Raw genomic sequence first — 13,058 nt, 5'->3', positions numbered from 1 at the left:
GCTCCGGAAGCCTTAGTTACACTTATGTAGATAAGAAAATTTTATACTTTCTTATCTACTAAAAAAAGCTGTGATACATAGCATTTACGCTATGTATCACAGCTTTTTTAAAAGAGTGGTGGATGGTGGTGGCATATTTAAATATGAACGACATAATGTTCATTTTCGAAAGAGCAACGTTCTTTTGCCAGTTGTTTAATAAAATAGGTTCCATGATTATTAATCCAATATAACGGATTCCATTTACGTTCTTGTAATCCACCATCTGGATACAATGCATTTTGTATGATATTAAACTCATCAAGTTCTTTAGCATATTTCTTTTCGATGGCTTTGAGAATTCTATCTTCTAAATACTCTATGTCACAATGTAAATAATATAAATTCTTATCTGCCAATTCACCTAAGTCAGATCGAACGTCAGTAGCAATGTCTCTTAGTGGTTTATGAGCTTGATCAACTGCAGACTTAATTTGCTTGGCTACCTGTTGAACAGGAGGGTTACTTTGTGAAGCTAACCAATTGCTTTTTAAATTTTCAACTCCAAAGTTAATCGCCTGGTCTGTCGAAATAGCATATTTGTTCATTGTTTTCTCGACACTTCGCTCCAGATATGTAAACGATAGCCTAGGTAATACAGGAGGCATTTTTATATTAAGTGTTTGAAAAGCCGGTTTTAATACAGACCAATAGCTAATTTCTCCTGGTCCACCGACAAAAGCTAAAGATGGAAAAAGTAACTCTTGCATAAGTGGACGTGTGACAACATTATTACTCAATAATTCTGGTTGGTTTTTCGCGATATTGACTAATTCATTGGTGGTTAGCAATGCTTCGTTCTGCTTTCCAACCCAATCCCCATTCTCATTCCTGGATAATAAGACACGCTCATTATTTAGCGTATAAAAAAGGTGTGCATCATCTTCTTCCACTTCAAGTGATAAGGAATAACCTTCTTGTTTTAACAATTGTGCATTCGTAAAAACACCCTTTGTTATTTCAGGTTGGTTCTCAATCATGTTTACAAAATAGTCACTTTCTAGTTGGCGCACATTAGGATGATCCGAATCAATTAAAATGATTCCCTCATCCTTAAATAATTGGTGAATAACTCTAGCAAAAAAGTCTACATATGTGGAAGACTGTTCTAAACAGCTGTTAATTGTTCCATACAAATCTTTGGTATATTGTGTTTCATTCAATTGTTCAAATAACCGATTCAACCACTGATTTGCGTAAGTTGTGTCAACCTTAGTTGCTGAAACAGACTGTTTCGCTGGAACACGTTGTAAGAGTTTGTATTTTTTCATAGTTGATTTTTCAGGAAAGTAGATATGGTTAATTTCATCAAAATCATGATCTTCACCAGCAATCCAAAAAACAGGTAGAACGGGCACTTGCAGTTTGGCTTCTTGTTGTTTAGCAAATTGAATGATTGATATGATCTTATTGATCGTATACATTGGGCCACTTAATAAACCGGCTTGCTGTCCTCCAATCACCACCACACTATTTTCATCTTTTAAACGGTTAATGTTACGGTATGTAGACTCAGGAGCATCCCATTTTTGATTTAAGTTGTACAGGACGTTTGTTAACTGCTTTCGGTCAAATGATCTCTCTTTTAAATCCTCTACTCTTTTTTGGTATGTAGACTCATAATTTGGGTTATATTCAAAATACTTCATAATATTCATTTCGCTATTTCGATAACTATTAATAAATTGACTTTGATTTTGTAATGGAATAGGGTTGATTCGCATAGACTGCATGCTCCTTTATAAACTTATATAATGTCCATTAAGTATTGTACATAAAACGAAGCATAATTTCATGCAATCTGTTTGATGTTTATTTTTAATAATAAAATATCCGTTGAATAATACCAGTAAATAGTAAGATTATGTATAAGAAAAGAAATAGCAAAAAGTTTAATCGCCAAAACGTTTTAAGTGCCTTCATAAATATAATTTCTGTGTTTACCTTCCATTGCATGAAGATGATACAGGCAAAGATTATGATAAGTAAAATCAGCATGATACCTAAGAATTGATGACCAAAGATAATAGTCAATAATACATGTACAGCTACTATATATAAAATAGTTGTCCAATTCACAGCCGTGTGAAATGCTTTTAATTTTTTATGATGTATTTTCATTGAAAATAGATAAACAACCCAGGTAGTGATCATCGGGGCTGTTATCAAAAATCCAATAAAATAAATAAAAAGATCTAACATCTTAATATCTTATCCCCTTTTTCATCTCTAATGCTTTCACACTATGATAAACAAATGTAGTATACGGAATTTCCTTTTTACTTATCGTAAGGATATAACCTGTAATGGCATCTATTTCTGTTTGTCTTGGTGCTTGTATATCTTTTAACATGGATGACACGTTCTCACTCGTATTGCTTATAACAGCTGTGACACACTGCAGCTGTTCCGGGAAATCTAACTCAAGAACGCGAGCTGTCTCCCGGCATAGTGCCTTTGCCAGTTCATAAATATATGGATTGGCTATTATATCACCGTTTCGAACCCCAAACATTGCTGTTAAAGGATTAATCACAGCATTCACTATTAATTTTCCATGGAGTAATTTGCGCCAACCATCAACAGCAACCACTGGGAATTCTGGTTGATTGAGCTCAAAGACAAGCCTATCTATATCCAAAATCCCTTTCGAAAAAGCTGCTAGCTTGATCATCCCATTCCCGGTATGTTGAACGGTATGATCGTCTAATTTTAAAGCACCATGTTCAACGATTCCAACCAATACTGGTTGTCCGATTTTCTTCAAAAGATCAATATGTCCCATTCCATTTTGTAAAAAAATAAGAAAACTATGATTATTTTTATTATGTATATGCTGCAATACATCCTGCACTTGTTGTTGTTTCGTACATATTATGAGGCAGTCTTCTTTATTCATTTCATCGATTGTTAATGATCTAACACAATTAACCTTTGAAGAATTCGTTACATGGATGCCGTCTTTTATAAGCTCTTCTCTTTGTTCAGGTCTCCTGACATATATGGTGACATCGTGTACAGAAGATAAGTAACTGCTAACTAACAGACCAATCGCTCCTCCACCAATTATTCCGATTTTCATATAAATCCCCCCATAAATAGGAACGTAATTAATTGTATCAAACTATACTAAATTATGGAGTAAAATTAATTGAAAAGCACTACAATTACAAAAAACTCATTTCAAGTCATTTCATTCTATTTTCGTTTATACTATAATATAGGATATACATACTTTTAAAATTCTGATTTGTAAGGAGGAGTACTTATGCACCAAATAAAAGTAGAGAAACTTTTAATCAATTATAAAACATTAGAAAAATTTAAGTCCTTTAAAGAGTATGGTAATCAGGAGTTATCCATGCTTGAGGATATACAAAGTAATATTGTTGAAAACGACAGTGATTCTCCGTTTTATGGAATATATTACGGTAACACACTTGTAGCTAGGATGAGCCTATATAGAGTGGAGGCCAAATATGATCTGTATTTTGAACCCCCACAAGAATATGTAGTACTGTGGAAACTTGAAGTATTACCTGACTACCGGGGAAAAGGATACGGTAAAGCATTAGTTGAATATGCAAAAGAATCTAACCTTCCAATTAAAACCAATCCACGTATTAATTCACAAGGGTTTTGGGAAAAGATGGGCTTTCAAAAAGCAAAATACGAGATGGAAAGAGACCTTGGAGAAAATCCATTAATCTGGATGCCTGAAGGTGTTAAAGAAAAAGAAGTTGATTGAATTTCTATAAGTAGTTAAAGACATGAATGACGCATTTTTAGCATTCATGTCTTTTCTTTATTGTGGATGATTTCAATCATTTTTGCTTCTAGAAACCCAGGTCCACAATTTCCCCATCTCTTCCCAAGCTTCTTTATACCGAAGTAATTGTTCTTGTAAGTAGTTATTCTCTTTTTCTAAATGATTTATAATTTCCTGCTGTTCTCTGTGACTTATTTGATTATCTTGTGTGAAATCTGTTTTCATTTTCTCTAATAAAAATATCGCTTTATCAATAGGATCCCTATCGTCATTACTCAATTCAACAAAATTCCAAGATGTATTTCTTCCCCCTTGTTTTCGATCTTCCTTAGCAAACTGAATAGCTTCTTCATAATGTTTTCGAATCGTTGCGTTCCAACGAAAACCACAAGCAGCAGATGTTCGTGATAATTGTTTAGCTACATCCTTAAACGCTTCAAGCTGGGTTTTACCTTCCCTGATATAACGAAGCACTGTTTCTGCTAATATAATATCTTCATCTTTTGTCCATGCATCCTGACGAGTTGCATTCATAACATCACTCCTTATACATTTGCTATCAATGTATGCTAAAAGTTAGAGTGATAGAATAAATGTTTACTATTTTTATAAATCTATTTTCGTTTATAAAACTGATTTAACGCTTCTATATGTTCTTCTGAATCCCATAGTAAAGAACAATTTCTTACTTCCTCATCCATTTGTGCTGATAGTCCTAGCATGGATAGTTTTTTATTGTATTGACTTTTTAGTATTTTCATTTGTTCCAATGACTTTGATAAATATGGTTTTAATAGTTTATCCTGATCATAAAACTCTTCTGTGGTAACAACTTTATGTAACCAACCTCGATCCATTAAAAATGAAGCATCATAAACCTCAGCTTCCAATAACCAGCACAAGGCAAAATTGGTGTGCACTTTCTCATACAAAAGCGTACCACCACCCCAACCTGGTATAATGCCTAGTTTAGACTGAACAAATCCAAATCTTGTATTATCTTTTGCTACTCGGATATCACATGCAGTAGCAATTTCACAACCACCTCCAAGGGCATCTCCATTTAATAAACAAATTGTCGGAACTGGGAATGAAGCAATTTCATAAATAACTTCTTTCATGGGATACAATGTTTGAAATGCCTCGTCACGGGTCAGGCTTCCATGCAAATCCTGCAAGTCACCACCAGCGCAAAACATGTCATTACCTGCTCCAGTTATGACTAAAAATGTAACGGAAGATTGTTTTGCCTCTTTCAAACTATTCTTCAAAGCATCAACCATTTCAACCGATACAGCATTTCGTTTATCGGGCCGATTTAATTGAAGGATTCCGTATCCTTTATCATGTGTTTGATATTTTACTAATTCCACTATAAGATCCTCTTTTCTTTTCTATATACATGTAATAGTAGCATGATTTCTCCATTATTAAAAAGGCTCAATTCGTAAGTTTTGTTGCTTTTTAAGCCTCGCAGTTGATATAAACTGCGACATAGCTTTAGGCTTACTTCTATTGCCGCCGTCTGGGATCGCTACGGACGGATGCTTTCCGCGGGCACGGCCTCAGCCTCCTCGAGAAAACCACTCTGCGGGGTCTTCGGACACGTGCTGTTCCCGCAGGAGTCACCGCCCTCCGCTCACCCAAACTGGTAAGGTGTTTTATCAATACAGATACAGTCCCACGACAGTAACGGAAATAACAGCGGAGGAAATACACGTAGACTCCTCGAAAATACAAACCGATTTTCTGCGTGCGATGTCTAGCTATGTAGCTTTCCTTATCCTGTGGGAGCAGAGGCCTAGGAGGCTGTCCGATGGAATAATTTCTGTGAATATATATGCATTCACACTGAATTATTAATGTATAATCCACCATATTTTGAATAAGTATTCGGCAATTTCACTTCGTCGGACAGCCTCCTAGTTGAGACCCCGCAGAGCGTTAGCTCGAGGAGGCTCATCAGCCGCCCACGGAAAGCAAAGTGTATTTCCGTAGCGGTAGGTTAACCGTCACATAAAGTTATGTCGCATTATATATCTATTGTGACAAAAACAACAATCTTTTAGAAAACAGCCATTAAAAAACAGATCACGAGATTACGCGATCTGTTTCTTGTACATATAATTAAATAATTACTTGTTCACTACTTCTTTACCATCATAATGACCACATGATTTACAAACATGGTGTGACTTAGTTAATTCACCACAGTTTGAACATTCTACCATGCCAGGTACGTGTAGTTTTTTATGCGTACGACGTTGATTCTTTACTTTTTTAGACGTTTTTCTTTTTGGTACTGCCATGACTTACACCTCCTTCAATCGTAAGGAAACTCTCTGCACTAGTTATTTTCCTTTTCATTATCATTTAATAAAGACTCCAGTTTTTTCAGCCGTGGATCTATCGTTTTCTCTTTATTCTCTTCTGAAATAAATTCCCAGCCACTGCCTTTACTAGGAGTAACTTTTTGGGCATCTACATCGTCTGAAAACACACGATAAGGAACCTCTAATAAAATATTTTCCTTGATAAATGGAGTTAAGTCAAGTACTTCTCCATCAATAGGATGAATTTCATTTTCCTCTTCATCATCTGTATAATAAGATGTTGTAGAAAATACCTCTCTTGCTTGTATTTCAAAAGAATAAGGTACATCCACCAATGTACGTGCACATGGTAGTATCATCAATCCGCTAATTGAAAATGAAAAAAAGATTTCATTTCCTTGAACAGTACTTTGACCATTTACGCGTACAGGCTTAATTTCACGTATGTCGTTATTCATTGTTTCTAATTCAGAAACATCGACTTCTCCATCAAAGGAGAAGGGCTCATTATAGGCTTTTCGCTGTATTTCACCTAATGAAAATTTCATTATAATCACCTCAAGGCAACAAGAGTTATTTTAAAAGGAAAATCAACTTTTGTCAACATATTTTCTTTACACAATCTAAAACTGTCTTTCCATATAAGCTTTCCCGTTATGTTAAACGATAATCATGCTTACTTCATACTCAATGCATAACTTTTTTGATACAATTAACTCATCTAAAATTATAGGAGGTGTTCGTATGAAGGCGTGCGGTTTAATTGTTGAGTATAACCCATTTCATAATGGCCATGTATATCATATTCAAGAAGCAAAGAAAACCTCCAATGCTGACTGTATGATAGCTGTAATGAGCGGTTCTTTTTTACAGCGAGGGGAACCAGCAATAATTGATAAATTTTATCGAACAAAGGCTGCAATACGTGCAGGAATAGATATTATGCTTGAATTACCATACCCATTTGCTGTACAAAGTAGTGACTTATTTGCAAAAGGTTCGGTTCAAACGCTAAGTGAAATTGGAGTATCAGATATCTGTTTTGGCAGTGAATCAGGTAATATATCACATTTTATTACAAGTTATCATGCATTTAAAGAAAAAGAATCTGTCTTTAAAGAAACACTTAAAAAATTTCTAAGTCAAGGGGAATCTTTTCCTGAAGCTAGTAAAATTGCTTATAAGGAAATTGGACTAAGTACGAGTAATATGGATTTGACCCAACCAAATAACATCTTAGGCTTTAGCTATGTAAAAGCTATTTTAGATAATCATCTTTCTATTGAACCACTAACCATAAAACGTTCAAAAAGTGGTTACCATGACCAATCTATTACAAGTTCGATAGCGAGTGCTACAAGTATACGAAAACAGCTTTTAAATAGTAGTGAATTATCGTCGTCTACAACTGACACACTACCAGAAGAGACAATTTCTCAGTTAAAGCAATATAAAAAGGAGTCATCTATATGGCATTCATGGAAGGATTACTTTCCACTCGTCCACTACCGAGTAATGACCATGACCACAGAAGAGTTAGCTGCGATTCAAGGGGTTGATGAGGGGCTTGAGTATCGGATCAAGAAAACCGCAAAAAAAGCAACGTCGTTTAATGGATGGATCGAATCGATTAAAACAAAACGGTATACATGGACACGATTACAACGAATTTTTGTACATATTTTAACCAATACCAGAAAACGAGATATGGAATTTATTCATGAACTCTCAAGTGTACCATATGTCCGGTTATTAGGCATGACTAAAAAAGGCCAAGCTTTTTTAAATGTCAGAAAAAAAGAAATGGATGTTCCGATCATTTCAAAGCTAAGCCTCAATGTACATCCGATGCTTTCACTTGAAGAAAAAGCAACAAATGCATATTACAGTATTTTACCCAATAAAGATAAGCTAAAATTTTACAATCAAGAATTACATACACCCATTATGATTTAGAAGACAAAAGCTTTTAAGCACTCTTGAAGATGGACGTGGCTTATACAGTTACTAAATTATCACAGGTTAAAGTTCCTAAACAAACATAAAAGACTTTCACCGATATTTTCCGGTGAAAGTCTTATTTTAATTACTTGGCTCTAATTCGTTTAAATAATTCAAGGCATCTTCAAACGTGTCTACTGGAACTATCTCCATGTCTGTCTCAATTTCTGCGGCGGCCTCTTTAGCTATTTCATAGTTAGAACCCGCACCCCCGTTCTCATTTGGTGCAAAGAAGACATCACAACCCTCTCGGTCGGCTGCAATTACCTTCTTATCAATTCCCCCGATACGAGCTACATTGCCCTCATAATCAACTTCACCCGTACCTGCAATTTGATAACCTTTTGTTAAGTCTGATTCAGTTAATTGATCATAAATTTCTAATGAGAACATTAGTCCAGCACTAGGCCCCCCAATATTTCCACTAGTAAAGTTTACTTCAGGATTAACTTGGACGCTACGATCTGTTACTAATTGAATACCGATACCAACTTTATTATCTGAGTCAGCAAACGTCTCTAAGGTAATTTCTTCTGTTAATTGCTTATCATTACGATTTATGTCTAAAGTGATCGTGTCCCCTGCACTCATATTCTCCACGTACGAAATTAAACCCTCAGCATCTTCTATATTATCTCCATTAATGCTGGTGATACGATCACCCATTTTCAAAATACCATCAGCTGGCATTTCCTCAACAACGGCTACAACATAAACGCCTTCATATGTGATGGATATGTCAGCTTCGGCAGCTTGATATGCAACAACTGTAGAGGCTTCTTGTGAGTTTTCCATCATTTGCAGCTGCACATGCATATACTCATCTTCTGTTACACCTTCTGGCCTCACTTGACTAAGAGGCAGAATTTCTTGATGCGGGAACACTTTGGCCCATGCATATTGAATTGGGGTGGCTTGACCACCTCTTACTGTTACAAGATGCATATCCCCTTCACTTTCATGACCACCTTCTACTTTGACAACTGGATTCAAAGCATCTGCACCACCAGGTTTATAAATATAAAAGGGAAGTTGATATGTAGATAGAACAAAAGCAATTACTACTACAGTTATAAAATAAAATATATGTCTTTTCGTAAATCTCATCGAAAGACTCCTTCCGTTTTCAAAAAAATTTTCGCTAACTTAACTCTTAATCAGTTAAAACCTCACCGTATAAAACAAATAGAAAAATTAGTTACCACTATGTAATAAAAACATTCATTTTAATATACTAATAATCCCTAAAAGTTATTATACGTTACTGTGTAAAAAATCATATAACAATTTGATTTTTCTCAGGCGCTTATCAACTATGACAACTCTTTTATGATAAGTATAAAAAGTCTATGGCATAAAAGGGCTATGTATTCGCGTATATTGTTATAGACTTGTACATAAATATAGTTTAATTCAGTTAGTTACCATATTTCATTAATACTATCAGACTAATACTAATTTAATAGCATTTCTTTAGAAAAAACAAGCAAAGAATGAGCTCGTTCATTAGGGGGCTTTATGTTGAAACAAATTATAAAAACAATGCTTTTGTCTTTTATTACAATTTCTATTGCGTTTTCACTAATAAGGTTTCCTGACCAAGCTTTTGAAGCAAGTATACGGGGACTACAAATATGGTGGGAAATTGTATTTCCATCCCTCTTGCCATTTTTCATAACAGCAGAATTATTAATTGGTTTCGGTGTCGTTAAATTTATTGGTGTATTATTCGAGCCTATTATGCGACCATTGTTTAATGTTCCTGGTGTAGGGAGCTTTGCTTGGGCAATGGGAATGGCAAGTGGATATCCATCTGGAGCTAAAATGTCTGTTCGATTACGTGAAGAAAAGCAACTAAGTCGAATTGAAGCTGAACGCTTAGTCTCATTTACAAATGCATCGAGCCCACTATTTATATTTGGTGCAGTATCTGTGGGGTTTTTTCATGATGCAAAGTTAGGGGTATTGCTAGCAGCGTGTCATTATATCGGAAATGCTTTAGTTGGAATATGTATGCGATTTTATGGCCGAAAACAAGAAACCATAGTACGAAAACCAATCAAACGAAAGTTTTCCATTATTAGAGCCTTCAGAGAAATGCATAGAACTAGATTAAACGATAATCGGCCATTTGGAGAGATAATGGGTGATGCAGTGATAAATTCCATCAAGACCTTAGTCATGATTGGTGGATTCATCATTATGTTTTCTGTATTCACTAAATTATTATTTCTCATTGGCATATCCTCCATTATTTCTGTTGCATTTGAAATTATACTAAAATTATTTATGTTACCTGTTAGTTTGGCTCTTCCATTTTTAACTGGTTTGTTTGAGATAACATTAGGTGCACAGAAGATCTCGCAAACTCCAACAGATTCCTTTTTGGCTAAAATAATTGTTGTTAGTTTTATCCTTGCATTTAACGGTTTTTCTGTACAAGCACAAGTTGCTAGCATTCTAGCAAAAACTGATATTCGTTTTACTCCCTATTTTTTCGCACGGATATTACATGGGCTATTTGCAAGTATCCTAACCATCTTGCTATTTAAACCATTATATTTAAATCGACAAGCCTTTGAAATGGAAGATATCCCGGTAACACACGTTGGGCAACAAAATATGTGGGTAGACATCTTAATACTATTTCAGCAATATGGACCAATTCTAACCATAACCACATTATTCATAGCTGTAGTAATAATGTCTAAGCGACTTATACATTAAAAGGAACATTTTGTAAGTTTCGTTCCTTTTTAATCCTCGCAGTTGATATAAACTGCGACGTAACTTGAGATGATGGTGGTGCTGTTATTCGCTCTGGAAATACACTTCGCGCAACTTAAGGCAGCTGGTGAACTTCTTCATGCTAACGCATTTTTAGAATCTCACCTATACCTATCCTCCCGCAGGACAAGGAAAGCTCCGGCAGCATTACATCGCACGCAGAAAATTGGTCTGTATTTTCAAGGAGTCTTCGTGTATTCCGGCTGCTAATATAGTGCTATCTGATAATTAAAAGCAGCGTAGCGAGAAAAAACTTATAATAAGCTTTACCAGTCAGGGTGAGCGAAGGGAGGTGACTCCTGCGGGAACAGCACGTGTTCGAAGACCCCGCAGAGTGGTTTTCTCGAGGAGGCTGAGACCGTGCCCGCGGAAAGCATCCTCCCGCAGCGATCCCAGACGGCGGTAATAGCACGCGTTCTTAGAAATAAGCCTAAAGTTACGTCGCAGTTTATATCTATTGTGGCAAAAACAAAATCTTTTAGATAACAGATATAACAGCCAATTAAAAAGATGTTGTATTTTAAGTGACAACATCTTTTTAGGTATTATTTATATTTCTCTATTAATGCATCTTCAACTGGTTTAGGTACTAAATCAGAAACATTGGCTTTATATTTTGCAACTTCTTTTACAATGCTTGAACTTAAAAAGGAATATTGATTATTCGTCATCATAAACAGTGTTTCAATGTGGTCATCGAGCTTCCTATTCATCGAAGTTATTTGCATCTCATATTCAAAGTCACTCACAGCACGTAAGCCCCGTAAAATTACTTGCGCCTTTTTCTCTCTTGCATAATCGATTAATAAACCAGAACTAGAATCAATGGATACATTTGGTAAATGGTTTGTAGATTCTTTTAGTAATTCAATTCTTTCTTCTACAGTAAACAAAGGTGATTTGGATTGGTTGTTAAAAACTGTGATAATAACCTCATCGAATATGTGTGCACCTCGTTGTATTATATCTAAGTGTCCGTAAGTAATTGGATCAAAACTCCCTGGGCATATCGCTAACCTGCTCAATGGAAGTCCCCCCTTCTAAATTTTTTGGTAAAGTGTAACACCTATGGTTCCGCCATAATTCACGTTTTTTAACTTGATGAGATCATCATCACTCTCAGGTAACACTTCACGCATATCATGTTCACAATAGATAATAGCGTTTTCATTTAATAACTGTAATTTAACAAGTTCATTCAAGAAATCTGCATACTTAACTTTGCCGTATGGTGGATCAAGCAATACTAAATCAAATGTCAAGCTGCGTTTGGCTGCAGCTGTGATAGCACGATTTGCATCAGCACGAAACACCTCAGCATTTTGTTCCAAGTTCAAAGCTTTTAAATTTTCATGTATAGTATGTATTGCTTTTGGATGTTTATCAACAAATATCGCTTTTTCCATTCCACGACTAATTGACTCTATTCCCAATGATCCACTTCCTGCAAATAAATCTAAACAAGCACCACCGTCAAAAAAAGGACCTATAGCCTGAAACACAGCCTCTTTCACTTTATCCGTGGTAGGCCTTGTTGACTTACCTGGTACTGCTTTTAGTTGTCGTCCTTTGTATGTTCCTGCGATAACACGCAAACAAATCACCTCTATTTCACTTTTAGAAAACTTGGCTTTTCGCCAAGCCTAAATGGCGAAATTCCTAGTTGCATTTATGTAGATATGAAATTTTTATGCTTTCTTATCTACCAAAAAAATATAAGACAGTTTCCGACATAATCCTACCATAAAAATCTTTATAAAAACACTATTGAAGTGTATATAATTTTAATGCTCGTCCATAATAACTTAATGAGACAGCTAAAGCGTAGCTAGGTTGTTTCAAAACACGGAGAAGACTTAAACTTCCCCATAAGTTCTTCCTCCGGTTTCTCCTCTCCCTTTGCCTTTTTGTTTTCTAACAAGGAAACAAAGGGACCTGCAGAATTGTTTCTGCAGGTTTTTTTATGTTTTAGGAAATTATAAATTTTGGAACACGTGGATAATTTATTGACCGTGTAAGCCGCGTCCAGCTCCAGCGCCCAACGACTAGTGGGCTTCCTGATCCTCCTTACGATAAGTCCAGCCCATACGTCGCTAAACGGGCGCTTGCGCTTTTGTTCTGTAATTATA

General features: G+C 35.6%; 13 protein-coding genes. 3 read left to right on the top strand and 10 right to left on the bottom strand.

What is annotated here, in order from left to right; genetic code table 11:
* Window positions 1-137 precede the first annotated feature (137 nt).
* The 3 genes from bshC to ACFQ3N_RS10260 form a co-directional block, all read right to left on the bottom strand.
* A complete protein-coding gene (gene bshC, locus ACFQ3N_RS10270; RefSeq protein WP_390362069.1) occupies window positions 138-1,763 on the bottom strand; it encodes a bacillithiol biosynthesis cysteine-adding enzyme BshC in 1,626 nt (541 codons plus the stop codon).
* Between the two features lie 94 nt (window positions 1,764-1,857).
* Window positions 1,858-2,241 carry a DUF3397 family protein gene (locus tag ACFQ3N_RS10265; RefSeq protein ID WP_390362067.1) on the bottom strand — a complete coding sequence of 128 codons (384 nt, stop codon included), beginning with the start codon at window positions 2,239-2,241 and terminating at the stop codon, window positions 1,858-1,860.
* Window position 2,242: 1 nt separating this feature from the next.
* Entirely contained in the window at window positions 2,243-3,121 is an 879-nt protein-coding gene (locus tag ACFQ3N_RS10260) for a 2-dehydropantoate 2-reductase (RefSeq protein ID WP_390362065.1), read from the bottom strand.
* Window positions 3,122-3,307: 186 nt separating this feature from the next.
* On the opposite strand from ACFQ3N_RS10260, the gene ACFQ3N_RS10255 reads away from it, so the two are divergent.
* Window positions 3,308-3,787, top strand: a complete 480-nt coding sequence (locus tag ACFQ3N_RS10255; RefSeq protein WP_390362063.1) for an N-acetyltransferase — start codon at window positions 3,308-3,310, stop codon at window positions 3,785-3,787.
* A gap of 72 nt (window positions 3,788-3,859) precedes the next feature.
* Here ACFQ3N_RS10255 and ACFQ3N_RS10250 read toward each other — a convergent pair whose 3' ends face one another.
* From ACFQ3N_RS10250 to ACFQ3N_RS10235, 4 genes are all read right to left on the bottom strand, one after another.
* Window positions 3,860-4,342 carry an RsfA family transcriptional regulator gene (locus ACFQ3N_RS10250; RefSeq protein ID WP_390362061.1) on the bottom strand — a complete coding sequence of 161 codons (483 nt, stop codon included), beginning with the start codon at window positions 4,340-4,342 and terminating at the stop codon, window positions 3,860-3,862.
* Between the two features lie 80 nt (window positions 4,343-4,422).
* Window positions 4,423-5,181: an enoyl-CoA hydratase/isomerase family protein gene (locus tag ACFQ3N_RS10245; RefSeq protein ID WP_390362059.1), complete on the bottom strand. Its 759-nt coding sequence runs from the start codon at window positions 5,179-5,181 to the stop codon at window positions 4,423-4,425.
* Window positions 5,182-5,943: 762 nt separating this feature from the next.
* On the bottom strand, window positions 5,944-6,117 hold the full coding sequence (gene rpmF, locus ACFQ3N_RS10240) for a 50S ribosomal protein L32 (RefSeq protein ID WP_390362057.1): 174 nt from the start codon (window positions 6,115-6,117) through the stop codon (window positions 5,944-5,946).
* Between the two features lie 38 nt (window positions 6,118-6,155).
* On the bottom strand, window positions 6,156-6,689 hold the full coding sequence (locus ACFQ3N_RS10235; protein WP_390362055.1) for a YceD family protein: 534 nt from the start codon (window positions 6,687-6,689) through the stop codon (window positions 6,156-6,158).
* A gap of 196 nt (window positions 6,690-6,885) precedes the next feature.
* Between ACFQ3N_RS10235 and ACFQ3N_RS10230 the strand changes: the two genes are divergently transcribed.
* Window positions 6,886-8,097, top strand: coding sequence for a nucleotidyltransferase (locus ACFQ3N_RS10230; RefSeq protein ID WP_390362053.1), 1,212 nt, complete (start codon window positions 6,886-6,888; stop codon window positions 8,095-8,097).
* Between the two features lie 126 nt (window positions 8,098-8,223).
* Here the strand turns inward: ACFQ3N_RS10230 and ACFQ3N_RS10225 are convergent, their stop codons facing one another.
* Window positions 8,224-9,249 carry a SepM family pheromone-processing serine protease gene (locus ACFQ3N_RS10225; protein ID WP_390362051.1) on the bottom strand — a complete coding sequence of 342 codons (1,026 nt, stop codon included), beginning with the start codon at window positions 9,247-9,249 and terminating at the stop codon, window positions 8,224-8,226.
* A 414-nt stretch (window positions 9,250-9,663) separates the two neighbouring features.
* On the opposite strand from ACFQ3N_RS10225, the gene ylbJ reads away from it, so the two are divergent.
* A complete protein-coding gene (gene ylbJ, locus ACFQ3N_RS10220) occupies window positions 9,664-10,869 on the top strand; it encodes a sporulation integral membrane protein YlbJ (protein ID WP_390362049.1) in 1,206 nt (401 codons plus the stop codon).
* Window positions 10,870-11,474: 605 nt separating this feature from the next.
* Here the strand turns inward: ylbJ and coaD are convergent.
* Both coaD and rsmD read right to left on the bottom strand, forming a co-directional pair.
* On the bottom strand, window positions 11,475-11,954 hold the full coding sequence (gene coaD / locus ACFQ3N_RS10215; protein ID WP_390362047.1) for a pantetheine-phosphate adenylyltransferase: 480 nt from the start codon (window positions 11,952-11,954) through the stop codon (window positions 11,475-11,477).
* Between the two features lie 15 nt (window positions 11,955-11,969).
* A complete protein-coding gene (gene rsmD / locus ACFQ3N_RS10210) occupies window positions 11,970-12,524 on the bottom strand; it encodes a 16S rRNA (guanine(966)-N(2))-methyltransferase RsmD (RefSeq protein WP_390362045.1) in 555 nt (184 codons plus the stop codon).
* Window positions 12,525-13,058 lie beyond the last annotated feature (534 nt).

This window comes from Virgibacillus byunsanensis (genome assembly GCF_042675965.1).
Taxonomy (GTDB): Bacteria; Bacillota; Bacilli; order Bacillales; family Amphibacillaceae; genus Virgibacillus_R; species Virgibacillus_R byunsanensis.
This window is presented reverse-complemented; position numbering and strand designations above follow the sequence as displayed.

What these genes read in the sequence shown, in the direction of transcription:
- bshC (WP_390362069.1), bottom strand. Translation starts at nt 1,763, where the DNA reads ATGCGAATCAACCCTATTCCATTACAAAATCAAAGTCAATTTATTAAT.
- ACFQ3N_RS10265 (WP_390362067.1), bottom strand. Translation starts at nt 2,241, where the DNA reads ATGTTAGATCTTTTTATTTATTTTATTGGATTTTTGATAACAGCCCCG.
- ACFQ3N_RS10260 (WP_390362065.1), bottom strand. Translation starts at nt 3,121, where the DNA reads ATGAAAATCGGAATAATTGGTGGAGGAGCGATTGGTCTGTTAGTTAGC.
- ACFQ3N_RS10255 (WP_390362063.1), top strand. Translation starts at nt 3,308, where the DNA reads ATGCACCAAATAAAAGTAGAGAAACTTTTAATCAATTATAAAACATTA.
- ACFQ3N_RS10250 (WP_390362061.1), bottom strand. Translation starts at nt 4,342, where the DNA reads ATGAATGCAACTCGTCAGGATGCATGGACAAAAGATGAAGATATTATA.
- rpmF (WP_390362057.1), bottom strand. Translation starts at nt 6,117, where the DNA reads ATGGCAGTACCAAAAAGAAAAACGTCTAAAAAAGTAAAGAATCAACGT.
- ACFQ3N_RS10235 (WP_390362055.1), bottom strand. Translation starts at nt 6,689, where the DNA reads ATGAAATTTTCATTAGGTGAAATACAGCGAAAAGCCTATAATGAGCCC.
- ACFQ3N_RS10230 (WP_390362053.1), top strand. Translation starts at nt 6,886, where the DNA reads ATGAAGGCGTGCGGTTTAATTGTTGAGTATAACCCATTTCATAATGGC.
- ACFQ3N_RS10225 (WP_390362051.1), bottom strand. Translation starts at nt 9,249, where the DNA reads ATGAGATTTACGAAAAGACATATATTTTATTTTATAACTGTAGTAGTA.